The sequence below is a fragment of the Pseudomonas fluorescens Q2-87 genome, assembly GCF_000281895.1.
Lineage (GTDB): Bacteria > Pseudomonadota > Gammaproteobacteria > Pseudomonadales > Pseudomonadaceae > Aquipseudomonas > Aquipseudomonas fluorescens_S.
In genome coordinates, this window is record NZ_CM001558.1 from 3296737 (window position 1) to 3321013 (window position 24277).

Consider the following 24277-nt stretch of genomic DNA (forward strand, 5'->3'; position numbering starts at 1 on the left):
GAGAGCACGACATGAGCATATTGAATTTCCCCCGCATCTACCTCAACGGCGAGATGTTCTGGAACCCGCCGACGGCCAACAACAATGACATGTTCCCGCTGTACGACGCGGTCAACATGGACATCAACTGGCCGTTCGTGAAGCACTTCGGCATCGACCCCCACAATGCCCCCGACAGGCTGATGCCATGGACTCTCTCGACGCAGTACATGGCCGACATGCCGATCTATGTGCAACAAGTGCCAGGCAATATCAATCCGAAGCATGACCCGTACATGCCCGCCGAATGGGATCTGTTCGGTGATAACGGTTGCGGTCTGGTGAACTACGGGAAAACCACCTCGACCATCATCGGTGGCGAGCTGCAGGCCAATACCTATATCGATCAGGATTCGCTGATCGGCGCGCAATACCACTTACTCGGCAGCCCTCTGGGCAGCTCCGCCCCGACCCCGGCGCGCTTCGTGGACATCAGCCCATGGCAGAACACGTTCACGGCATTGTATTTCGACAAACTGGTGCTGGGGGATACGTCCTGCGGCCTGACCCTCAACCGCAAGTATCGGATGATGGACCGCTTCCTGAACTTCAATTGGGGAGCCCTGGGTAGCCTGGTGAACATCAGCACCACCTGGCAGACCTGCTTTCCGAAGGAGAACCTGGAATGGGCGATTGGCAGCTCGCGTCTGCTGGCCAACCTCCAGCAGCAGATGACGCAGCAAGGGGCACAGGGTCTGATGTTCCGATTTTCAACCTACCTGACCTGCTACGACAAGAACGGTGTGTTCAACGATTACACGCAGCGCCCCAACACCCGTTCCAACCACCCGGACATCATGGCGAAAGTGCGTGACCTGTACAGGGAAGGTTTGAACAACGTCAACCAGATTTTCTTCAACCCCGCCTACAGCCGCACCTCGGCGGTGCTCGGTCTGTGGCTCGCCAACGAATACCCCACCGCTCCCGCCGGGGTCCGCCTGGTACCCACCCAGCCAATCTCGGTCGTTCAACCGGGTCCCGATGGAAATCATAGTGTCCCATTGGGGGTGATCTCGGCGCAGATCAACGGTAATACCCTGTCGCTGGACCTGAGCAACACGTTCCCGTGTTATCCCGTGGACCCCGCAGCCGACATCCTGGTCCCTGAGAAATTCCACGCCGGAGACTACCTGTTGGGCGTGCGCCAGAAGGGACGGTTCATGGCGGGGATCGGCTTCGGCTTCGATAAATACCAGCAATCGGCTTTCGAGCTACGTTCAGGCATCCTCGACCTCACGCTCAACCCCGAAGCCAAGGCACTGCTGCAGTCCGGTCCTCTGCTGCTGCAACAGCGCATCCCGGCCGCCCCTCCGAAGATGGCCGCCGGCCAGCAACTGTGGACCGCGGAAGTCATCGAGAGCGGCAGCTTCATCGATGTCGGTGACCGCAAGACGCTGAGCATCATGGTGCAGAAAAATGGTCTGCCGGCCGTCAACACCACGCTGTATGTGGCGGAGTACGGCAATCCCTACATGGTGACCAGCAGCCATTACTACCTGGCTTTCAGTAATGCGGCCGATTTCACGCTGTTCTACGACTACCCGTCGGCCCGTATCAACAATACAGCCAACCTGCCGCAGTTCATCGACGCACCTAAGGTCGCCCTCTATCGAAGCACCGGCAGCGGTCGCCGGCTGACCGACCTGCAGGACGTGCCCGAACCCGTGGGCAACCCGGTCGGGTATCAAGACTTCCTCAGAACGTCCGGTACCCCGGTCGCCGTCGACCTGCGCCCCTGCCTGGCCTTCGACAAAGGCATCAATGGCACCGGTACACTGCAGGACAAGAAGGCCAGCAGCGTCAGTTACTCCTACGCCGTCATCACCACCAACGCCCAAGGCATCGCCCAGATAGGCTGCCGGGCAGTGGCGCCAGGCTTCCCTACCTTGCGCTTCTTCGTGCAGGAGAACGGCAAAAAACCGGCCATTCCGTTCAGCTTCCCGATCACCCAGGCCTACGTCGACTTCCTCGCACCGATACGGGTGCTGCCACTGGACATGCAGTTGCAACAGGACTTCATCGACACTTGGAACGCCATCTACGAGAAGACAAACGCTCCAGAGCTGCTGTGGGACAAGTTCATTTATCCAAAGATCCTGCAGACCTTCTATTACCTGTACCCCATCATGAACAAGTTCATGCCGCTCAATTCCCGGACGCGCGTGGAGGGCGCAGTCGACCAATTGATCTTGCTGATCAGCAAGGATTACCAGGACCAGAGCACCCTTGCGATGCCCATCACCCGGGACATGTCCCAAAGCCGCCGCGCCGTCCTGGAGCTGTGGGCCAAGCGCCTGGTGAAATTCAACTATCCGCCCAAGAAACTCAGCATGAGTGACTACAACGGCCTTTGACGATTTCGCCCAGGATCACCGGGTGGCGAGCCCGCCGCCCGGCACTGCACAGGAGTGTCGATATGAAAGCCTGCATTTTGAACCGACTGTTGTTACTGATCCTGTTGTTCAGTCCGGGGCTCTTTGCCCAACAGGACAGCGGCGTGGTGTACTTCACCATGGGCGTGCACAACACCGAGGGTTGCAACGAACAGAACGGCAATTGCATCGCCAAACGTACCCCGGGCGAGCCTTCCGATCCGTTTTTCCCGGCGGCCTGGATCAGCGACTGGACCATGTACCGGGTAATGCACAACTACGAAAAAAACCCGCCGCCCTACAGCAATCCCCCGGCCACGCTGACACCGGCGGACTACACCGTCTCCCGGGGCACCAGCTATTACGACACGGCTTATATCCCGGCCGATGGCGACGGCTTCGGGGCGATGATGGAGCACTACGAGAAATACTGCCTGCCGATCTTCCCGATCAAGAACAACAACTACACCTGCTCCTTCGTGTCCCTGGGCAACAAGGCGTACTTCCTGACCTACCCGCAAGATCGCCCCAAGGACATGCCAGCCTGCTGCATGTTTTCGCCGATGAATCATCCGCCGCGGCAAGACTTCATCCAGCACCTGCCCTACAGCGCCGCGCGCAGCAAAAACCTCGATGGCAGCGTGCAGGCCTACGCCCTGGACCTGGACTCGCCGCAAGGTCCGATCCTGTTCGGCTATGCCTTCTACAAGAAAATGTCCGGACAGCCGCTTTACCGGCAGCCCCAGTCGTTCTTTTTCTCCGGTGACGCCAGCGTCGCCAACGCCCCTATCGTCAGCCAGAACTACACCCACTTTCGCATCGCCAAACCCGACCCGGCCAAGACCTGGGCGCAGGTGGCCGCGATGTGCCCGGCAAATCCTCCGCCCTGCCAACTGTTCGAGCCGCCGGCTTCGCAGGGCAACGGCCAGAAGGCCCAGTGGAACAAGCTCATGCAGCGCAAACCCTGACCCCGTCGAAGGATCGCCATGAAAACCACAATCCGTTTCACCCTGATACTGCTGGGCCTGGCCAGCCTGCCGGGCCTGGCACTGGAGCAGTCCCAGCAAGCCACGCCGTCAGCGCTCGCCACGAATCTCAATTGCCAGCCTCCCAGCTCAGCACCAACCGCCACAGCCAGTCAGGACCTGTTCGATCAATACAGCTGGCAGCTGTTCATAGCGCTGAACTGGCCCGTCCAGGCGGGGCAGCGCGGCGATCCCGACTGCAGCAAACAACCGGGGGACCCTGGCTACACCGTCTGGCAGACCTACAAGACCGTGGAAGAAATCTTCCTGCCACAGGGGGCTGATCCAGGCCCATGGAACACCCCGCAGCTTGCCAAGAGCCTGGGCATCATCAACATCGCCGCGCTGAAAAACAGCAGCCAGGTGAATGCCGTCGACCAAGCCGTCGGCGGCTGGCTGATCGACCAGGCCGGCAACCCGACGTACTACGACATCTCCGCCAACGAAACCTCCTACAACTACATCGTTGCCAACAGCTTCTACAACGCCGCGGTGGTTTCCAAGGCCAGCAACATCCTCTTCCCCAATGGCGTTATCGAGGTCAAATCGAGCTGGCGCATCCTCACCCCCCATGACAACGCCAGCCACTACCTGACCATGCTCGCCCGCGTGGCCACGTTCGACGACCAGGGCCAGCGCACGGGTGTCACCGAGGCCTACCTGGGCCTGGTGGGCCTGCACATCATCACCAAGGTGAACGGCTATCCGCAGTGGATCTGGTCGACGTTCGAGCAGATCGACAACGTCCCATCCAAGGCACTGGTGAACGGTCAATGGGTTGACCAACCGACTTCCGGCATCGCCTATTCCTACTTCAACGCCACCGCGCCCCCTGCCACCCTCAACCAATCGCCCTGCGACTGGCAGACCCAAGGCACACATCTTGTCTGCGTGCCGAAACCCGGCACCACGTTCCAGACCCCGAACCCGCTCAACCGGTTTACCCCGATCGCTGACATCACCAATGGCGTCAACAGCCGTTACCGCAGCGACCCGGGGCTGCAACGAAGCGCCTTGAAGTACTACCAGCTCATCACCACCCAGCGCCCGTTGATGCCGGACAATCCCAGCAACCCGCTGGGCCAGCCGACACCCGCCCTTTCGGCCAACGTGACCATGGAAAGCTACATCCAGCCCAACAGCAGTTGCATGAATTGCCACTCGATGGCGACACCGGTCAAAAGCCCCTACAAGGCCGATTATTCCTACCTGTTCAAATTCGCCAACGCACCTGCCGCCAAAACCACCCAGGACGGGAAATAGATCATGAGCATTCTCAATGGACCACGGCTGAACTTCTGGGGCGGTATCCGCACCGACGTCAGCGTCCCGAACAACTCGCGCACCATTGCTTATGACGGCAATCCGGCATGGCCGCTCTTCGACCTGACCACCTCGACCGTGGCGCCGAGTGCCCAGTCCTGCACCGACGATCAACTGAACGACATCATCAATACCCCCCAAGGCAAGGACAAATACACCCTCGGTGGCTGGAACCACTACGGGCAGCACGTCGTCGACATGCAGAACGCCTTGATCAGCTCCCAGGGCAATCCAGGCAGCATCAACACCACCGGCGACCTGGTGGGCCAGGCCGTGTACCTGCTCGGCTCGGTGGATCCGGTAACCGGCCAGGGCCCCGTTTCCGGCCCGATGATGGTGGACCTGGACCCCACCGCCTCGACAACGACCCAGATCTTCGTCGGCGGCCTGCAGATCGGTGGCAACGACAACATCCAATTGCTGATCCGCAGCAATACCGTGTGCAACAGTTTTGACGTGGAGGGACGTGTGCTGTTGCCGGCGAAAATGGACGCGCCAGGATCGTTCCACGCCAGCGGCACGTTCCAGTTGACGTTCCCCTTGAGCAGCATCGTCAGTTGGAACCAGAACAGCAGCGGCCTGCGCTCGATCATCCAGGCACCGGGCGCGACGGGCATCGTCCTGCGTTTCGTCATGTTCGAAATGTGCCCCACGATGACCACCGCCCAACTGGACGCCGATTACGCCGCCGGTAAATACACCCCCAACCCCAGCATCGGCCGTGTCATCGGCACGTTGGCCCCGGCCTTCGCCGACGAGCCGCTGAACTGCCAGCCGGGCCGGCAGTTGGTCAACCAGGATACGAGCAATGCCGGCTATGCCGAGCTAGGCACCAACGGCTACCTGAGCATCGACATGGTGAATGTCATTCCGAAGGAAACCTTCAGGGCCGTCAGGGACGACATCACCAGCCCTATCGGGCCCAACGCGAACTATGGCCCCGTGACTATCAGCGCAGGCACTACCGTGTTGGCCACCCTCGAGCCGACCAGCTCTCCCCTGCTCGACTACTACGTCTATGGCGGTATCGTCGACCTGCCCATGACCGCCAGCCAGAAGCTGGCGGCACAGAGCACCGTCCTGACGATCAGTGCGCCTGGCAAGGTTGCCAACACCACTTTGCAAGCCACGGAATCGCCCTATCGGCTCTACGCCGACCAGCGCAACGTCTACCTGGAGGACTACGCCAACGGCCTGTCGATCACCCTTCAAGTCAGATTCCTGGGCGGCCCCGTCCCCGCCACGACCGAAATCGGCCTGCAAGCGTCGGCGATTGCATCGTATGACGAGCCGCAATATTGGGACTTCCTCGATTTCCCGGCCTCGCTGAGCGTAACCGCCGGTCAGCTCTCAGTCAGTTTTCCAGTGAGCCTCAAGTCCAATAGCGCCGCCCAGGCGGGTTTCGTCGCCCTGACCTGCACGGCCAATGGTCTTGAAAGCAGCAGTTATTTCACCAACTTTCGCAAATACGCGCAGGCCGACTTCGGCATTCCCAAGGGCACCATCATCACCTGGCCGCTGATGTACCCCAACGTCCTGCGTTTTCACTACCTGGCGTTCCCCGCCATGTCGCGCTACATCCCGCTGAATCAGCCCGACGCCATCATGGGCGCGAAGAACCCGATCCTCGCCCGCACCTCCGATGCCTACAAAGGCACTACGCTGTTCATGCCCGTGGTGCGCTCGATGTCGCCTTGCCAGCGGGCACTGCTGCGGGCCTATCTCACCGGTGAACCGTGGCAAGCACCGCAATGAAAGCGTCCCCTTTTTGTTCATGGAGAGAACCTATGCCCGCGCCCCTGCATATCCCCGCCCAGCCGGGCGAAACCTTGCGCCCGAGCACAATCATCGCCGAGGACCTGCTGAACCCTCGTGGCCTGTGCCTGGAGGCCGACGGCAGCCTGTTGTTCACCGAAGCCGGCACGGGGCTGCCCGACCAGCCCTTCAGCGGCCGCATCAGTCGATTGCGAGCGGATCCGCACCAACCGGGCGCCTATCTGCCCCGCGAAACAGTCGCCGATGGTTTTCGCGCCATGAACATGCAGGCGCGCATGATGCGTGATGAAATCATGGGCGTGTCGGACGTCGCTTTCGGTGACGGGCGCTGCCTGGTCAGCCAGACCGATTATGTCGAGGGTTCCAAGCTGCTGGACCTGCAATACACACCGCCCGAACCGGTGTTCCATAGCCGTGGCAACCTGAATGCGCTGTGCTATCACCCGACCCGCCGCAGTTGGCTCGCGGTCAAGCCCGATACCAATCAGTTGGTGGAGTTCGCCACCGGTCAGGTGGAGCGCGTGTTGGCCGAACTGCCCGAACTGGACCAAGGCCAGGAAGCCGTTCCCGTTACGCTGGTGTATGAACCGGCGACGGACGCCGTGCTGATCAGCCTGTTCTCGGGAGAACTGCACGACGACCCGGCCCGCAAGGGCATCGACTTCGCCGAGAAGGCAGGCCAGGTGGTTCGGGTATGGCCCGCCACCGGCGAGATCGACGTCTTGATACGCGGCCTGCAATTGCCCACCGGGTTAGCGCTGCGCCCCGACGGGAACCTGTTGGTGCTGGAACTCTGCGCGGGCCTGCAACAGCCCTTGCCGCCCGACTGGAATGGCGAACCCTTGCATGGCGGCTTTACCCGCTTCAGCGGGCGATTGCTGGGCTGCAACTTGCCAACGGCCCAGGTCACGGTGCTCGCCCGCGGCTTGGATACCCCTTCCAACCTGTGCCTGCTGCCGGACGCGGTATTGATCAGCGAAGGCATGGGGCTGCTCGGTCGCCCCCTGCCGACCCCAGATGAAAAGGTAGTGCCATTAAGAGGCAGGCTTCGTCGGGTGCAGCTCTGAACCCATACCGGCAGGTTCAGTGCGGCGGCCCGGGCGCCTACAGCGTAAGGAACAATGCCGAGGTCCAGACGCGGGATTGATCGCGCTGGCGGGCGCAGATGAACAATGGATGTTCGCGGCCGGGTTCCAGGTTCAACCGGGCCAGTTCGATTGTCCCTTGCAACTCACGCGGCAACGGCGCAGCGGTGGTTCTTTCCAGGGACACCTTCAGTTCCGCACCCGGTAGCTCCTGGATCACTTGCGATTGCGCCAGCAGCTGTTCGCCGGATACCTCGATCAGCACCGTGGGGGCATGCACGTAGGGTTGCGGTTCAGACGGATCGCCAACCTTGACGTAGTTATCGATGCGGCTGTGGACCTGCAGCGTCGCGCCGGCCAGTTGCGACAGGTCGATTTCGATGCTGTCGGTGTCGCCGTTGGTGTCGGTGCGAAAGGCCAGGACCGTGGCCTCCTTGCGCCAGACGGTCTGCTCGGGATGATCCAGGCCCAAGGCGCGGAAACCGTTGATAACCGCCCCGGTGATGCGGATCTCGCCGGTCCAGTAGGCGCCGCGATAACGATCCTTGATCCGCGCACCGCCCAGGCGCAGGCGAATGCGTTGCGTGGAAAACCCCAGCTCCTGATGCAGGTTGCGCGACCAGATCAATCGGTCGCCGTCGAACAAATCGACCTGCTCCCAACCGGATTCCCCCAATAGCCGATAATCCAGCACAGCCTTCGAATCGGCAGTGAAGACCTCGCCCATGAAATGGCGACCCTGGCGCAAGCTGGCAAACGAGCGCTCGCCGGTCGTGGCGAAGGTGCGCCGGGCACGAAGGGCCTTGCCGACGCTGGCCCGGTCAAAACCGCTGGCGACCACGCCGGTCAGCCCACCCCGCGAGCCGAACACGGCCGTGGCCGGCACGCCGCCACCGCAACGGCCCTGGTGTTCATCACTGTTGGCCGCAGCACCGACCCGATAGCCACGCTGCAGGGCTTCGGCATAGACCCAATGAAACTGACCCCAGGCCGAGCCAACCTCGAACAGCCGCTCAAGCTCGGGATGGTGCCAGTCGAGATTGCAACGGCGACCGCCCACATGGGGCATCATCAGGTGGCCTTCGGGGTCCTTGGCGTAGGCCGCGTACAACTCGTCCACCGGCCAGGCGCCCGGCTTGATGGTGCCGGCGGTGAACTCGTTCCATTCGAAGGAGCGCACCAGTCGCCCTTGGTTGTCAAAAGGGAACTCGGGTTTGCGGTCATGGAGGAACACCACATTACGATCCCCGCCCGCGCAGGAGTTACCGCACCACTCGGTGCCGGGATAGCAAACGAAGCGGCCCGGCTCGTTGAGTTCGTGGATCAGCCTGACCGCCTGGTCCCAGCGCTGCTCGGTGATGTTGAAGTCGTTGGCGGTGTAGCCGAGGATGTCGAGCCCGGCGACATCACGGCCGTAGCTGAGGTTGTACAACGTATCATTGGTGCCCACGGTGTCATCGGAGTGGACGTGCAGGTCGGCGTAGAGCGGGCGCAAGGCTGTGCCGGCCGGATCGACGGTGACGAAGGCCTGGGCGCCGCGAACAAAAGGCGCATCCACTTCGGCGGACAGCCGCCACTCCCCTACGGCGGCGAGATCAAGCCCCTCGATCCGGGCCGTTGCCCAACCTTCAGCCGCCAACGTGAACGGCTGTCGTCGCTCGCCCCCTTCAGGATCGACAAGGGTCAGCACGCCGCTCAACGGCAAGTGGCGGCAGGTATTGCCCCATGCGTCATCGACCCTGACCAACGCATCGAACGCCTCCCCCGCACTGACCAGCCGAGGGACGATCACCTGCACGCTCTGCGCCGGCCCCGGCACGATATCCAGCAACGGGTCGCCCGGCACCTCGGCGAATTTCGAGCTGCCCAATGGGTCGATGAACAGGCGGAAGCGGAAGTCTTTCTCGACGAAGCTCTGCACCCGCGTTCCGGCGCCGCCCTGGCGACGGTCGCCCAGGCGAATGATGACTTTGTCTCCCGGGTTCAGATAACCGTCGACGATGTCGATGATGATCGCCTTCTGGAATGGTCGTTCATGGCCCTTCTGGTCGAAGCGCACTTTCAGGTGCTGCACCGTGGCCTGGCTCTGGCCGGGCACCAACTCGCCGGCGTGATATTCGGCGCTGACATAGTTGGGGCCGGCCGGGTTCGAGGTCTGGAACAAGGCCCAGTCCGAGTAGAACTTGAAGGCCAGCTTGAGCCAGGCACCGTCTGCCAGGCCGCTGCCGCCGACCTCGTAGACCAGGGTGATTTCATCCCATTGCCCGGCCACCAGCGTGTCCCGGTCGCAGTGAACACTGCCCAGGAACGGGCGTTGCTTGTTGCGCTCGTACAGGCCTTGCGGGGCGATGTAGTGCCCGGCTTCGCGGGGATCGAAAACGTTACTCACATGACACCTCGGGCAATGGTTCACTGAAGATTTGAAGGAATTGAGAGGCTAGGGGCCGGGCTTATTGCACGCGCCATTTCTGGTAGTGGCGCTCGATGCGCCGGAACACAAAACTTTCCATCAGCCAGGCAATCAGGCCGATCACGACGATGCCCAGGAGTACCTGGCTGCTGTTGCCGATCTGCCCGCCAGTGGACACCATCCAGCCGATGCCCTGGGAAGCGCCGATCATTTCCGCCGCGACCAACGCCCTCCAGCCCTGGCTGAAGCCGATGCGCAAGGCGGCGGTCACGAACGGCAACGAGGCCGGCAGGTAGACATGAGCCAGCAATTGCCACGAATTGGCGCCCAGGGTGCGCGCCGCTCGGACTTCACCGCCGCGAATGCTCTGTACGCCCTCCTGGATGGTCACCGCCATGGGGAACATCGCGGCGATGAAAATCACCAGCACGATGGAGACATAACCCAGGCCGAAAATGATCATGATCAGCGGCGCCCAAGCGATGGGTGGGATGGCCATGAACAAGCTGTTGAGCGGCGAAATGAAGTCGCGAAAGCGTGAGGACAATCCACCGGCCGTTCCCAGCAGGAGCGCAACGACCACCGCCGCGCAGAAACCACCCAGTTCTTCCAGGACGCTGGCTCGCAGGTGTTGCCACAGCGAAAGATCGCCCAGCCAGCGCACGGCCTCGCGAGCGACATCCCAGGGCTGCGGCAGGATGTAGGTGGGAAAGCGGCTGGCCAGGGCCACCCAGATCAACAGCAGGAACGGCAGCGACGCCCATCCCCAGTTCGGTTTTGGCAAGGACATGACGGACTCAATGCGCGGCTTTTTCCAGGAAGGAGGTATCCACGATCTGTTCGGTCTTGAGCGTGGTGTCGATAAAACCCAGATCATGGGAGTAGTCCATCAGGCGCTGGATGAATTGGATATCCGTCGCCTGCAAGTCCGCCGACCAGCCCAGTCGGGTGCGGGCCTGGGCGACGATGGCTTCTGGCGCGATGGTCTTGCCGTCCAGGCCTTGCACCGCTTCGAGCTTGAACGCCTCAGCGATCAACCGGTTCGACTCGGCGGGATGTTCGTTGAGGAAGGCAATGGCCTTGCGATGGGCGCGTAGCAGCTTCACCACATCGTCCGGGCGTTCCTGCAAGGTCTTTGGCAAAGCAATCACCACGTACCACGGGTATTGGGGCAGCACCTGGTTCACGTCCAGCAGGATCCGGCTCGAACCGCGCAGCACCGACTGGCTGACGAAGGGTTCCCAGGAAAACGCGGCGTCGACGATGCCGCGCTCCAGGGCGGCGTTCATGTTGCCCGGCGGCATGTCGATGATGTCCAGGTCCTTGTCAGGATCGAGCCCGGCCTTTTCCTTCAGCACATAACCGCGCAACAGCACATCCATGCCGCTGCCCTTCTTCACTCCGGCGAGTTTCTTGCCCTTGAGTGCTTCCAGGGTGGTGATCGGACTCTTCGCGTCGACGATCACCGCAGCCTGACCGTAGTTGACCTTCGCCAGGATCCGGCTTTGCAGCCCCCGGGAAAACCACTGGTACACCGGCGGCGTGCCGACGTAGGCCATGTCCAGCTCGCCGGCGGCCAGCGCCTGCTGGATCACCGGGCCATCGCCCAGCGCCTTGAGGTCGACATTCAAGCCTTCCTCGCGGTAGTAACCCTGTTTGTCGGCAATCAGCGCCGGCGCGTTGGCCATGGCGAAGACATACCCGACACGCAAGGTTTTCTCCTCGTTGGCCACGGCGAACGTGCTGCCGGCCAACGTGGCGGCAGACAAGGTAAGGGCAAGCAGCGAACGTTTGATCATGCGGTCAGCTCGAGTCGAGGGGTGGGGTGAACAGTGGTGTGGGGCGCGTCCATCACGTAGGCGATGCGCTCCATCAGCTCGTTGCGGTAATCGAGAAACGCGGGCAGGCGACGGGTTTTCAGATGGGTGCGAGGGCGCGGCAGATCGATCTCCAGCTCGCTATGAATACCGCCAGGCGCGATGTTGAGCACGATGACCCGATCGGCCAGGAACACCGCCTCATCGATGTCGTGAGTGATGAACAGCACCGTCTGGCCCAGTTCGGCCCAGATGCGCAAGGTCTCTTCGTTCATGCTGTTGCGGCTGATGGCGTCGAGCGCGGCAAACGGCTCGTCCATCAGCAAGACGCTGGGTTCCAATGCCAGGGTCCTGGCCAGGGAAACACGCTGCTGCATCCCGCCGGAAAGCTGGTGCGGCAACCGCTGCGCCGCACTTTCCAGACCGACCAGGCGCAGGTATTGCAATGCCTGCGCACGCTGCTGCGATTCGTCGGTTTGGGCGCTCATCCGCAGGCCGAAACGGACGTTTTCCAGGGCGCTCAACCAGGGAAACAGTTGCGGCGCCTGGAACACATACCCCAACTCAGAACGCTCCGGGCGTACCGCGGTCTCGTTGAGGGTGACCCGGCCGCTTTGTGGCTGAACGAAACCTGAGAGCAGGTTCAACAAGGTGGTTTTCCCGCAGCCGGACGGCCCGAGGATGGCGACGAACTCGCCGGGCTTGGCGTTCAGGCTGAACGAGGAAAACACCCGATGCCCGTTGGGGTAGCTGAAGCTGATGCCATCGACCGTCAACGCGTCGGCCTGCGGCCTTGGGTGAGAAAGTGGTTTGAGCATGGCAAGTGTCGTCAGGTCGTTTACAATGGGAACGCCTGACATAATACGTATTAATACAAGTTGTCCCAATAACCTATTTTTATAACCTTAGAAGTGAAGGCACCCTGCCCCACTCAAGGCCATGGAAGCTGACAGTGTCCACGTCCATTCTGCGCGACAGCACCACCTCGCTTTACGAACAGATTGCCCATCGGTTGCTGGAGGAAATTCAACGCGGCGACTTCGAGCCCAGCGGCAAGCTGCCGTCCGAGGCGCAATTGGGCGAGCGGTTCGGGGTCAGCCGCGTCACGGTCCGCCTGGCGGTGGGCAAGCTCAGCGATGACGGCGTGGTGGAACGCAAACAGGGCAAAGGCACCTTTGTCGCGGCCAAGCAGGTACGCCACGGCCTCGATGCGTTGCGCAGCTTTCATGAGGCGTTGTTGTTGCAGGGCTTGCAACCGAGCATGCGGGTGCTCAGCCATACCTTGCAGCCTGTTCCAGAAAACCTGCGCGGGGTGTTCGAAGCGACGGGCGACTGCCTGCTGCTGGAGCGCCTGCACCTGGTCGACGATGAACCTATCGCCCTGGGACGCAGTCACCTGCCCGCCGAGCTGGGCAGCGTGGCCTGGGCGGAAGTCGAACACCAACCGATCTACTCCATCCTCGAGTCAATCACCGGCATGGCGGTCACCCGCGCCGACCTGGCCATCCGTGCTCAAGAAGCCGACAAGAGCTTGGCCAGCGCGCTGCACATCAAGCGCGGGGCCGCGTTGTTGGTCATGGAGCGCACGTCCTATTTTGCCGATGGCCGCTGCTGCGACCGCACGACGTTCTTTATCCGCCCGGAGCGCTACGCCTTCGTCCTCAGCGGGGTGTTCAAATCCGGTTCGAGCGGTTGAAGTCACCTGACACACCGCCATCGCGAGCAAGCTCGCTCCCACAGGGGTCCAAAGTGCGGAACCTGTGGGAGCGAGCTTGCTCGCGATGAGGCCTTCAGCCTTAACGTCTCTTGATCAGTGCTGCACCTGCACCATCGAGTTCACCTGGACCCGCGCCTGCATCTGCTCTGCCCCGCCGCCTCGGCGCATGCCGCGTACCGGGCAGGCGTCGAGGTAGTCCAGGCCGACCGCCAGTTTCAGGTGGCGGTCGGGACGGGTCAGGCGATTGGTCACGTCGAAACTGTACCAGCCGTCATCCAGCCAGGCTTCAGCCCAAGCGTGGCTCGCCAGGTGGCTCTCATCTTCGGTGCACAAATAACCGGAGACATAACGCGCCGGGATACCCAGGCTGCGCGCGCATGCCAGGAACGCGTGGGTATGGTCCTGGCAAACCCCCGTCCCACCGGCAAACGCCTCGGCGGCCGTGCTGCTGACCGCCGTCGTGCCAGGGCTGTAGGGCATGCGTGCCGCCAGGGCGTTCATCAAGTCGGTGAGCGCCGCACGATCACGCCGTGCCCCGCACTGCTCCAAGGCAAACGCGCTGAGCACGTCATCGGCCTGGGTCAGGCGGCTGGTGCGCAGAAACGGCAATGGCGACTGGCTGTCTGTCTCCTTCTCCACGGTCTGATCGATCTGCACCTGACCATAAGCCGTCAGCACCAAGGCGCCGTGGGGTTCGTCCATGGTCATCACGTGCAGGATATTGCCGTAGGGGTCGATCTGGCTGCGCACCAACCGCGGCAGCTCCAAGTGCCATTCAAGAATGCGTTGGCGCTGGCTGTCCTTGGGCGTCAAGCGCAGGAACTGGATGCTGGTGCACACCTCATCGGCATAGCTATAAGTGGTGTCGTGGCGTATGGACAGTTTCATACGACCTCCAAGTAAGACTCGTGAACGGTCTGGCCCAAGTGGCGGATCTGGTCGATCAGTTCGGTCAGCCATTGATGCAGGCCCGACGCGAGGATCTCATCGATTCCGGAATAACGCAGGCGTGCGTTCAGCTCAGCGGCCAGGCGTTGCGCCGGCCTGCCGTTGTTGCCGGGCAGGCTGGCGAGGATGTGGTCCAGCTCCTCGATGCAGGCGTGCAGCGAACGCGGTACGTCGGCCCGCAGCAAGAGCATTTCCGAGACCTGTTCGGCGTTGGGCGCGTTACGGTAGATCTCGTTGAACGCCTCGAACGAAGACAAGGCCCGCAGCAAGGCGCTCCACTGGTAGTAACCGCGTGCCGAGTTGTCGCTGACCTCTTCCGACTCCTCGCCAAACATTTCGTAGCGCGCGTCGAGCAGGCGCAAAGTGTTGTCCGCCCGCTCGATAAAGGTCCCGAGGCGAATGAAGCAGTAGGCGTCGTTGCGCATGATCGTGCCCGACGTCGCGCCGCGGAACAGGTGCGAGCGCTCCTTGACCCATTCGCAGAAATGGCTGATGCCGTAGCGGCCCAGCCCGTTGCTGGCGATGTTGCGCATCTCCAGCCAGGTGGCGTTGATGTTCTCCCACATGTCGGCAGTGATGCGTCCACGCACCGCATGGGCATTGGCCCGTGCCGCCCGCAGGCAGCTGTAGATACTGCCGGGATTGGTTTCATCCAGGGCAAAGAAATGCAGCATGCGCTCGCTGTTGAGGGCGTCATAACGCGCGTTGTAGTCATCCAGCGTGCCAGCCGCCAACAGCGACATTGCCAGTTCGGCATGACCATCGCTGCGTCCGGCCTGAGGCATCAGCGACAACGAATAACTGACTTCAAGCATGCGCGCCAGGTTCTCGGCGCGCTCCAGGTAGCGGGACATCCAATAGAGGTCCGAAGCGGTTCTTGAAAGCATGTCTTAGTCCTCCACTACCCAAGTGTCTTTGGTGCCGCCGCCCTGGGACGAGTTGACCACCAGCGAGCCTTCGCGCAACGCCACGCGGGTCAGCCCGCCTGGCACCAGGCGGGTTTCCTTGCCCGACAGCACGAACGGACGCAGGTCGATGTGGCGCGGCGCGATGCCGCTCTCGACGAAGGTCGGGCACGTGGACAGGCTCAAGGTCGGCTGGGCGATGTAGGCTTCGGGGCGGGCCTTGAGCCGAGCACGGAAATCTTCGATCTCCGCGGCCGTGGCGGCCGGGCCGACCAACATGCCGTAGCCGCCGGAACCTTGGGTTTCCTTGACCACCAGGTCGGGCAGGTTCGCCAGCACATGGGACAGGTCCTGGGGCTTGCGGCATTGCCAGGTGGGCACGTTCTTCAGGATCGGTTCTTCAGTGAGGTAGAAGCGGATCATCTCGTCGACGTAGGGGTAGATCGACTTGTCATCGGCGACGCCTGTGCCAACCGCGTTCGCCAGCACCACATTGCCCGCTCGGTAAACTGCGATCAGCCCGGGCACGCCCAGCATGGAATCGGGGTTGAACGACAGCGGGTCGAGGTAGGCGTCGTCAAGTCGGCGATAGATCACATCCACCTGCCGAGGGCCGGCGGTGGTGCGCATGTACACATGGTCGTCACGCACGAACAGATCGGCGCCCTCCACCAGCTCCACGCCCATTTCTCGTGCCAGGAACGCATGTTCGAAATAGGCACTGTTGAAACGACCCGGGGTCAGGACCACGGCGGTGGGGTTGTCCAGCGGGCTGGAGCTCTTGAGGGTGTCGAGGAGCAGGTTCGGATAATGATCGATCGGCGCCACGCGCTGGGCGGCGAACAGCTCAGGGAACAGGCGCATCATCATCTTGCGGTCTTCGAGCATGTAGCTCACGCCGCTGGGCGTGCGCAAATTGTCCTCCAGCACGTAGTAGCTGCCGTCACCGTCGCGAACCAGGTCGACGCCGGCGATATGGGCGTAGGTGCCACGGTGCAGGTTCAGGCCCTGCATTGCGATCTGGTAACCCTCGTTGGCCAGTACCTGTTCCGCCGGGATGATTCCCTCTTTGAGGATGTGTTGCCCGTGGTAGATGTCGGCCAGGAACATATTCAGAGCCTGGACTCGCTGAATGCAGCCACGCTCGACGGTCTGCCATTCGCTGGCCTTGATGCTGCGGGGAATGATGTCGAACGGGATCAAGCGCTCGGTGCCCTGCTCGTCGCCATAGAGGGTGAAGGTGATACCGGCTCGATGGAACAACAGGTCAGCTTCGCGGCGGCGTTGTTCGAGCAGTTCAAGGGGGGTGTCCGCCAGCCAGCGTGAAAAGGCTTGGTAGTGCGGGCGGCAGTTACCCTGGGCGTCATACATTTCATTGAAAAAAGCGTGGGGCATAGCCAACTCCCAGCCGCGTTCTACACGGCATTTCTTATTACTTCGTCATTCCGATGGTCTGGCCTTGCCTTGTCTTGATGAGTGCGGTTCTGGGAATCCTCCATGGATGGGCATCGCGAATTGGGGCGCCGTGCTTTAAACCCGGCCAATGAATGCTTAGCAAAGGCTGTGCCTAAGCGTAGCGGCTCATTCCATTAATAGAAAAACAATTGCAGGGCAGGCGAAAGGCGAATTTATTCTTCGATCTGGCGACATTCATGAATAGAACCCCATAAATCCTCTGCCCTCGCATCGTCCTGCATGGCTTTTGCGCGGGCGCCGCGCTCGCACGACTGGGGCCTGGCTGATACCAGCGACCCGCAACGGGGAAGTTTCTACTCATTTACCGAGCGAACGCGCCGTACCGCCCTGGCGCCGCCGGGCATCGCAACCTTTGGGGCACGCCGCGCCCCATAACGATGCACGAGCGAGAGCCCGTCCGCCCCGCGATGATGCGGGGCCGCTCCAGGATCAGCCGTTCCATCAGGCCTTCGGTCGCCTCCCGAATGCAAATCGACAGGGGGGATTTGCGTCTTCAGTATTATGGTATACCATCATACGCACTGACACATTCCATCCTCCCAGGGAGCAGCTCATGAGTTTCGAAATTCGCAAGATCGTCAGCTATGTCGAAGAAACCTTCATCGAAGGCGGCAAGGCCACCGACAAGCCGGTGACCATGGTCGGGCTGGCGGTGGTCATGAAAAACCCTTGGCTGGGCCGGGGCTTCGTGGAAGACCTCAAGCCTGAGATCCGCGCCAACTGCTCCGACCTCGGCGCGCTGATGGTCGAGCGCCTGGTGGGCATCATTGGCGGCGCGGAAAAAATCGAAGCCTATGGCAAGGCTGCCGTGGTGGGCGCCGACGGTGAAATCGAGCACGCTTCCGCCGTGATCCATACCCTGCGCTTCGGCAACCATTACCGTGAAGCGGTCAAGGCCAAGAGCTACCTGAGCTTTACCAACAAGCGCGGCGGCCCGGGTACCTCGATCCAGATTCCGATGATGCACAAGGATGACGAAGGCCTGCGTTCGCACTACATCACCCTGGAAATGCAGATCGAAGACGCGCCGCGCGCCGACGAGATCGTCGTGGTGCTGGGTTGCGCCGATGGTGGACGCCTGCACCCGCGCATCGGCAACCGCTATATCGATCTGGAAGAATTGGCCGCCGAAAACGCGCAGTGATCCAGGCCGGGCAACCACAATAAAAAGGCATGCAGGAGCGCTCCATGATTCGGCTCACCGCTGAACTCACCCCGGCCGGCACCAGTTACCTGGCAACCGGCCAAGGCCAGCCCGTGGTCTTGATCCACGGCGTGGGCCTGAACAAAGAAATGTGGGGCGGCCAGGTCGTTGGCCTGGCCACGAAGTACCGTGTAATTGCCTACGACATGCTTGGCCATGGCGCCAGCCCGCGTCCGCCAAGCGGCACGCCGTTGCTCGGGTATGCCGACCAGTTGCTGGAGCTGCTCGATCACCTGCAACTGCCTCAGGCAACGGTGATCGGCTTTTCCATGGGCGGCCTGGTGGCCCGTGCGTTTGCCTTGCACTATCCGCAACGCCTGCAAGGCCTGGTGGTGCTCAACAGTGTGTTCAACCGCAGCGCCGAACAGCGCGCCGGTGTGATCGCCCGCACTGCCCAGGCCGCCGAACACGGACCGGATGCCAATGCCGAAGCCGCGTTGTCGCGCTGGTTCAGCCGTGAATACCAGGCGGCGAACCCGGCGCAGATCGCCGCGCTGCGCCAGACCCTGGCGGGGAACGATCCCCAGGGTTACCTGACCACCTATGAGTTGTTCGCCACCCAGGACATGTATCGCGCCGAGGACCTGGGCAACATCCAGGTGCCGACGCTGATCGCCACCGGCGAACTGGACCCGGGCTCGACGCCGCAAATGGCCCAGCAATTGGCCGAGCGAATTCCCGGCGCCACGGTTGCCGTGCTCGCCGAGCAACGGCATATGATGCCGGTAGAGTCGCCGCGCCTGGTCAACCAGTTGCTGCTGACCTTTCTCGACACGGCAAGCACCCAGAAAATCCAATAAAGGGGATCGTTGCATGACACTCGCACGTTTTTCGATGTGCATCGGCGGTGAATGGGTCGATGCCTTGTCCGGCAAGACCTTTGAAAGCCTGAACCCGGCCCTGGCGCAACCCTGGGCCGAGTTGCCCGACGCCGATGAAGCCGACGTCGAGCGTGCCGTGCAGGCCGCCCAGAGCGCTTTTGAAAGCCCCGCCTGGCGTGGCCTGACCGCCACCGCCCGGGGCAAACTGCTGCGGCGCCTGGGCGATCTGATCGCCGAAAACAAAGAACAACTGGCCCAGCTGGAAAGCCGCGACAACGGCAAGCTGATCCGTGAAACTCGCGGCCAGGTCGGTTACCTGCCGGAGTTTTTCCACTACACCGCAGGCCTGGCCGACAAGCTCGAAGGCGGCACCCTGCCGCTGGACAAACCCGACCTGTTTGCCTACACCGTGCACGAAGCCATGGGTGTGGTCGCGGCGATCATTCCCTGGAACAGCCCGCTGTACCTGACAGCGATCAAACTGGCGCCGGCGCTGGCGGCGGGCAACACCATTGTCATCAAGCCATCGGAGCATGCTTCGGCGACGGTCCTGGAACTGGCCCGCCTGGCCCTGGAAGCTGGCATCCCAGCCGGCGTCGTCAACGTCGTCACCGGTTACGGCCCCAGCACCGGTGCCGCCCTCACCCGCCATCCGCTGGTGCGCAAGATCGCCTTCACCGGCGGCGCCGCCACGGCCCGCCATGTGGTGCGCAGCAGCGCCGAGAACTTCGCCAAGCTGTCCCTTGAGCTGGGGGGCAAATCGCCGAATATCATTTTTGCCGATGCCGACCTCGACAGCGCCATCAACGGTGCGATTGCCGGCATTTATGCCGCATCGGGCCAGAGCTGCGTCTCCGGTTCGCGCTTGCTGGTTCAAGATGAAATCTACGACGAGTTCGTCTCGCGCCTGATCGAGCGTGCCCAACGCATCCGCATCGGCAATCCGCAGGACGACAGCAGCGAAATGGGTCCCATGGCCACCGCACAGCAGTTGGCCGTGGTCGAAGGGCTGGTCGCCGATGCCATCACCGAAGGCGCGCGCCTGCGCCTGGGCGGCAAGCGCCCGCAGAACCTGGGCGAAGGCTGGTTCTATGAGCCGACGCTGTTCGAATGCGACCGCAACTCGATGAAGATCATGCAGGAAGAAGTCTTCGGTCCGGTGGCCTCGGTCATCCGGTTCAAGGACGAAGCCGAAGCCTTGGCGATCGCCAACGATTCACAGTTCGGCCTCGCCGCCGGCATCTGGACCCGCGACCTGGGCCGCGCCCATCGCCTGGCCCGGGATGTGCGCTCCGGGATCATCTGGGTCAACACCTACCGTGCGGTCTCGGCCATGGCGCCCATCGGCGGTTTCAAGAACAGCGGCTATGGACGCGAGAGCGGCATCGATTCGGTGCTGGCTTATACCGAACTGAAAACGGTGTGGATCAACCTGTCCCAGGCGCCGATGCCTGATCCATTCGTGATGCGTTAGGAGTCCTGAAAATGATCGAACCCGGCATCTACAAAGAAGTCATGAGCTCCTTCCCCTCCGGCGTCACGGTGGTCACCACCCTGGATCCGGATGGGAATATCGTCGGCATCACCGCCAGCGCGTTCAGCGCGCTGTCGATCGACCCGGCGCTGGTGCTGTTCTGCCCTAACTATGCCTCCGACACCTACCCGATCCTGCGCGACAGCAAGCAGTTTGCGATTCACCTGTTGTCCGCCGACCAGACCGCCGAAGCCTATGCGTTTGCCGGCAAAGGCAAGGACAAGGCCAAGGGTATCGACTGGCACCTGAGCGAACGGGGTAACCCGCTGCTGGGCAAGGCCACGGCGATCATCGAGTGCGAACTGTGGCGCGAATACGACGGCGGCGACCACGCGATCATCGTCGGCGCGGTGAAAAACCTGATCCTGCCAGAACAGCCGGTCACGCCGATGATTTATCACAAAGGCAAGTTGGGGCCGCTGCCTGCGCTGACTTGAGTCGCCCCCTGTGGGAGCGGGCTTGCTCGCGAATGTGGTGGGTCAGTCAATATTGATGTCATCTGACACACCGCTTTCGCGAGCAAGCCCGCTCCCACACTGAGTACAACCCCTATTTTTCAGGAGCCGGCATGAGCCCAGCAGCCTCGCAACTGTTCCGCCAGCAGGCCTATATCGACGGCCAATGGCTGGACGCACCCAACGGTGCGCAACAGGACATCTTCAACCCGGCCAACGGTGAACTGATCGGCCGGGTGCCCAACCTGGGCGCCGAACACGCCCGCCAGGCCATCGCTGCGGCCAACCGCGCCTGGCCGGCCTGGCGCGCATTGACCGCCAAGGAACGCAGCCAGGCCCTCAAGCGTTGGCATGGGCTGATGATTGAAAACGCCGACGCCCTCGCAGAGATCCTCACCCTCGAACAGGGCAAACCGCTGGCCGAAGCCAAGGGCGAGATTGTCTATGCCGCGAGCTTCATCGAATGGTTCGCCGAAGAAGCCAAGCGCATCTACGGCGACACCATTCCCAGCCACAAGGCCGATGCGCGCATTGTGGTCAGCAAAGAGCCGATCGGCGTCGTCGCGGCCATCACGCCATGGAATTTTCCCGCCGCGATGATCACCCGCAAGGCGGGTCCAGCGCTGGCGGCGGGTTGCCCTTGCATCGTCAAACCCGCGCCAGAGACGCCGTTTTCCGCCCTGGCGATGGCGGTGCTGGCGGAACAGGCCGGCATTCCTGCGGGGATCTTCAATGTCATCACCGGCGACGCCGTGGCCATCGGTGGCGAACTGACCGCCAGCCCGCTCGTGCGCAAGTTGTCGTTCACCGGCTCCACGGCCATCGGCAAATTGCTCATGGCCCAATGCGCGCCAACCTTGAAAAAGGTGTCGCTGGAACTGGGCGGCAACGCGCCTTTCATCGTCTTCGACGACGCCGACCTGGAGCGGGCTGTCGAAGGTGCGCTGGTCGCCAAGTTCCGCAACGCCGGGCAAACCTGTGTCTGCGTCAATCGCTTGCTGGTGCAGGACGGAATTCATGATGCCTTTGTGGCGCGTTTGTCCGAGCGTGTGGCGCAACTGAAGGTTGGCAACGGCTTTGACGCTGGCGTCAGCCAAGGCCCGCTGATCAACGAACGAGCCGTCGCCAAGGTCGAGGATCACGTCCAGGACGCCCTTGCCCACGGCGCCCGGTTGCTCTGCGGCGGTGAGCGGCATGCCCTCGGCCATGGCTTCTTCCAGCCGACAGTGCTGTCCGGCGTCACCGCCCAGATGAAAGTCGCCCGGGAAGAGACCTTTGGGCCATTGGCGGCGGTCTTTCGCTTCAGCACCGAGGCCCAAGCTGTGCAACTGGCCAACGACACCGAGTTCGGCCTCGCCGCCTACTGCCACACCCGCGACCTGGGTCGCGCCTGGCGCATGAGCGAGGCGCTGGAGTACGGCATGGTCGGCATCAACGAAGGGCTGATCTCCACAGAGGTCGCCCCGTTCGGCGGCATCAAGTCGTCAGGCCTGGGCCGCGAAGGCTCCAAATACGGCATCGACGATTACCTGGAACTCAAATACACCTTGATGGGTGGGCTCGAAGACTTTGGGAGCACGCAGCGATGAGCAACGACAAATACGAACAAGGCCTGAAGATCCGCACCCAGGTACTGGGCGAGGCCTACGTCAACCGTTCCATCGAGAACGCCGATGACTTCACCCGGCCGCTCCAGGAAATGGTCACCGAATATTGCTGGGGCCATGTCTGGGGTCGCGAGGGTTTGTCGCTCAAGGAGCGCAGCATGATCAACCTGGCGATGATCTCGGCGCTCAATCGCCCGCACGAACTCAAGTTGCATGTGCGTGGCGCCTTGCGTAACGGCTTGAGTCGTGAGCAAATACGCGAAATTCTGCTTCAGGTCGGTATCTATTGCGGCGTTCCCGCTGCCGTGGACAGTTTCCGGCTTGCCCGCGAAGCCTTCGCCGAAGCCGATGCCGAGGCCTCCAGTCAACCCTCGGCTGTTTGACCCGAACGTGCACGGACATTGCTCGTTTGACATGGACAGCCATATTACAGAGCGGACCCCATGAAACGCCTGCCACTCGACGACAGCTTCAAGGTCAATCGCAACCCCGTTACCCTGCGCGAGATCGTGCTGGATAAACTGCGAAGCGCCATCATGAATTTCCAGCTCCTGCCGGGCGATCGCCTGGTGGAACGCGACCTGTGCGATCGCCTGGGCGTGAGCCGCACGTCGGTACGCGAAGCCTTGCGCCACCTCGAATCGGAAGGCCTGGTGGAGTTTGCCGACGCCAAGGGCCCACGGGTCGCGATCATTACCTTGGCCGACGCCGGCGACATCTATGAGCTGCGTTGCGTGCTCGAAGGCCTGATCGTCCAGCTGTTCACCCTGCGGGCCAAGGCCAAGGACATCAAGGCGCTGGAAAAGGCCCTCGAAGAAAACCGCAAATCCCTCAAGGATGGTGAGCTGCAGCAGGTGCTGGATTCGGTGCAGGGTTTCTATGACGTGCTGCTCGAAGGCTCCGGCAACCACGTCGCCGCCACCCAGTTGCGCCAGTTGCAGGCACGCATCAGCTACCTGCGGGCGACTTCGGTGTCCCAGGAAAACCGTCGTGGTTCCAGCAACCAGGAAATGGAGCGCATGGTCGAGGCGATCAAGAGCGGCGATCCCCTGGCCGCCCACCAGGCTTGTGTCGACCACGTGCGCGCCGCCGCCAAGGTCGCCCTGGAATACTTGAAACGCAAGCAGGAAGAGACCGGTGAGATCCCCGAAATCACCCAGCCCATCGCCCTCAAAGAACCTCGCATAGGTCGCTAATCATGTTCAGCCCGAGCTTTTGTCCAAAGTGCGGCGGCGGTGACCTCAGTCACCGCCTGCCAGCGGGCGATACCCATGAGCGACTGATGTGCGGCGGCTGTGGCTACATCCACTACGTCAACCCAAAGATCATTGCCGGCTGCATCATCGAGCAAGACGGCAAATACCTGTTGTGCCAGCGCGCCATCCCGCCGCGCCCTGGCACCTGGACGCTACCGGCCGGGTTCATGGAAGGCAACGAGACCACCGAACAGGCCGCGCTACGCGAAGTCTGGGAAGAAACCGGCGTACGCGCCGAGATCGTCTCGCCCTACTCGATCTTCAGCGTGCCGAAGATCAGCGAGGTGTACATCATCTTCCGCGCCATCGCCTTGGAGATCACCGGCCAGTTCGGCCCGGAAACCCTCGCTTGCCGGTTCTTCGCCCCCGAAGAGATTCCCTGGGACAGCATCTATTACCCGGCCATCCGGCAGATCCTCGAACGTTACATCGAGGAACGCCAGGCCGGGGTCTATGGTATCTACATGGGCAATGACGACAGCGGCAAGATTCACTTCATCCGCTGAC

The 24277-nt window shown here is 62.1% G+C and carries 21 protein-coding genes; 14 read left to right on the forward strand and 7 right to left on the reverse strand.

Going from position 1 to position 24277, the window contains the following annotated elements:
- The first annotated feature begins 11 nt into the window (after positions 1-11).
- The 5 genes from PFLQ2_RS13155 (at position 12) to PFLQ2_RS13135 (ending at position 7602) form a co-directional block, all read left to right on the forward strand.
- Complete coding sequence (locus tag PFLQ2_RS13155) at positions 12-2393, forward strand: hypothetical protein (RefSeq protein WP_003182089.1); 2382 nt, start codon at positions 12-14, stop codon at positions 2391-2393.
- A 62-nt stretch (positions 2394-2455) separates the two neighbouring features.
- Complete coding sequence (locus PFLQ2_RS13150) at positions 2456-3379, forward strand: hypothetical protein (RefSeq protein WP_003182090.1); 924 nt, start codon at positions 2456-2458, stop codon at positions 3377-3379.
- Between the two features lie 18 nt (positions 3380-3397).
- Complete coding sequence (locus PFLQ2_RS13145; RefSeq protein ID WP_003182091.1) at positions 3398-4699, forward strand: hypothetical protein; 1302 nt, start codon at positions 3398-3400, stop codon at positions 4697-4699.
- A 3-nt stretch (positions 4700-4702) separates the two neighbouring features.
- Positions 4703-6514 carry a hypothetical protein gene (locus PFLQ2_RS13140; RefSeq protein ID WP_003182092.1) on the forward strand — a complete coding sequence of 604 codons (1812 nt, stop codon included), beginning with the start codon at positions 4703-4705 and terminating at the stop codon, positions 6512-6514.
- 32 nt (positions 6515-6546) lie between these two features.
- Positions 6547-7602 carry a hypothetical protein gene (locus PFLQ2_RS13135; protein WP_003182093.1) on the forward strand — a complete coding sequence of 352 codons (1056 nt, stop codon included), beginning with the start codon at positions 6547-6549 and terminating at the stop codon, positions 7600-7602.
- A 37-nt stretch (positions 7603-7639) separates the two neighbouring features.
- Here PFLQ2_RS13135 and PFLQ2_RS13130 read toward each other — a convergent pair whose 3' ends face one another.
- The 4 genes from PFLQ2_RS13130 to PFLQ2_RS13115 form a co-directional block, all read right to left on the reverse strand.
- Positions 7640-10009 carry a hypothetical protein gene (locus PFLQ2_RS13130; protein WP_003182094.1) on the reverse strand — a complete coding sequence of 790 codons (2370 nt, stop codon included), beginning with the start codon at positions 10007-10009 and terminating at the stop codon, positions 7640-7642.
- A 61-nt stretch (positions 10010-10070) separates the two neighbouring features.
- Positions 10071-10820, reverse strand: a complete 750-nt coding sequence (locus PFLQ2_RS13125) for an ABC transporter permease (protein WP_003182096.1) — start codon at positions 10818-10820, stop codon at positions 10071-10073.
- Positions 10821-10827: 7 nt separating this feature from the next.
- Positions 10828-11829 (reverse strand): ABC transporter substrate-binding protein, encoded by a 1002-nt coding sequence (locus PFLQ2_RS13120; RefSeq protein WP_003182097.1) that lies wholly within the window; start codon positions 11827-11829, stop codon positions 10828-10830.
- Positions 11826-12665: an ABC transporter ATP-binding protein gene (locus PFLQ2_RS13115; RefSeq protein ID WP_003182099.1), complete on the reverse strand. Its 840-nt coding sequence runs from the start codon at positions 12663-12665 to the stop codon at positions 11826-11828. Before PFLQ2_RS13115 ends, PFLQ2_RS13120 begins: the two co-directional genes overlap by 4 nt.
- A gap of 134 nt (positions 12666-12799) precedes the next feature.
- Between PFLQ2_RS13115 and PFLQ2_RS13110 the strand changes: the two genes are divergently transcribed.
- Positions 12800-13543 carry a GntR family transcriptional regulator gene (locus PFLQ2_RS13110; RefSeq protein ID WP_003182100.1) on the forward strand — a complete coding sequence of 248 codons (744 nt, stop codon included), beginning with the start codon at positions 12800-12802 and terminating at the stop codon, positions 13541-13543.
- 114 nt (positions 13544-13657) lie between these two features.
- Here the strand turns inward: PFLQ2_RS13110 and PFLQ2_RS13105 are convergent, their stop codons facing one another.
- From PFLQ2_RS13105 to PFLQ2_RS13095, 3 genes are read right to left on the reverse strand one after another with little or no spacing between them, the layout of a single operon-like run.
- Positions 13658-14452, reverse strand: coding sequence for a transglutaminase family protein (locus PFLQ2_RS13105; RefSeq protein WP_003182103.1), 795 nt, complete (start codon positions 14450-14452; stop codon positions 13658-13660).
- Positions 14449-15399 (reverse strand): alpha-E domain-containing protein, encoded by a 951-nt coding sequence (locus PFLQ2_RS13100; protein WP_003182105.1) that lies wholly within the window; start codon positions 15397-15399, stop codon positions 14449-14451. The genes PFLQ2_RS13105 and PFLQ2_RS13100 overlap by 4 nt, the downstream gene beginning before the upstream one ends.
- 3 nt (positions 15400-15402) lie before the next feature.
- On the reverse strand, positions 15403-16812 hold the full coding sequence (locus PFLQ2_RS13095; RefSeq protein ID WP_003182106.1) for a circularly permuted type 2 ATP-grasp protein: 1410 nt from the start codon (positions 16810-16812) through the stop codon (positions 15403-15405).
- 634 nt (positions 16813-17446) lie between these two features.
- Here PFLQ2_RS13095 and PFLQ2_RS13090 point away from each other — a divergent pair.
- From PFLQ2_RS13090 to PFLQ2_RS13055, 8 genes are all read left to right on the forward strand, one after another.
- Positions 17447-18037, forward strand: a complete 591-nt coding sequence (locus tag PFLQ2_RS13090; protein ID WP_003182108.1) for an amino acid synthesis family protein — start codon at positions 17447-17449, stop codon at positions 18035-18037.
- Between the two features lie 44 nt (positions 18038-18081).
- Positions 18082-18897 carry an alpha/beta fold hydrolase gene (locus PFLQ2_RS13085; RefSeq protein ID WP_003182109.1) on the forward strand — a complete coding sequence of 272 codons (816 nt, stop codon included), beginning with the start codon at positions 18082-18084 and terminating at the stop codon, positions 18895-18897.
- Between the two features lie 13 nt (positions 18898-18910).
- Positions 18911-20392 (forward strand): aldehyde dehydrogenase, encoded by a 1482-nt coding sequence (locus PFLQ2_RS13080; RefSeq protein ID WP_003182111.1) that lies wholly within the window; start codon positions 18911-18913, stop codon positions 20390-20392.
- 11 nt (positions 20393-20403) lie between these two features.
- Entirely contained in the window at positions 20404-20889 is a 486-nt protein-coding gene (locus tag PFLQ2_RS13075) for a flavin reductase family protein (RefSeq protein WP_003182113.1), read from the forward strand.
- A 131-nt stretch (positions 20890-21020) separates the two neighbouring features.
- On the forward strand, positions 21021-22496 hold the full coding sequence (locus PFLQ2_RS13070) for an NAD-dependent succinate-semialdehyde dehydrogenase (protein ID WP_003182115.1): 1476 nt from the start codon (positions 21021-21023) through the stop codon (positions 22494-22496).
- Positions 22493-22897: a carboxymuconolactone decarboxylase family protein gene (locus tag PFLQ2_RS13065; RefSeq protein ID WP_003182117.1), complete on the forward strand. Its 405-nt coding sequence runs from the start codon at positions 22493-22495 to the stop codon at positions 22895-22897. Before PFLQ2_RS13070 ends, PFLQ2_RS13065 begins: the two co-directional genes overlap by 4 nt.
- A gap of 60 nt (positions 22898-22957) precedes the next feature.
- Positions 22958-23710 (forward strand): GntR family transcriptional regulator, encoded by a 753-nt coding sequence (locus PFLQ2_RS13060; RefSeq protein ID WP_003182120.1) that lies wholly within the window; start codon positions 22958-22960, stop codon positions 23708-23710.
- 2 nt (positions 23711-23712) lie between these two features.
- Entirely contained in the window at positions 23713-24276 is a 564-nt protein-coding gene (locus PFLQ2_RS13055; RefSeq protein WP_003182121.1) for an NUDIX hydrolase, read from the forward strand.
- Position 24277 lies beyond the last annotated feature (1 nt).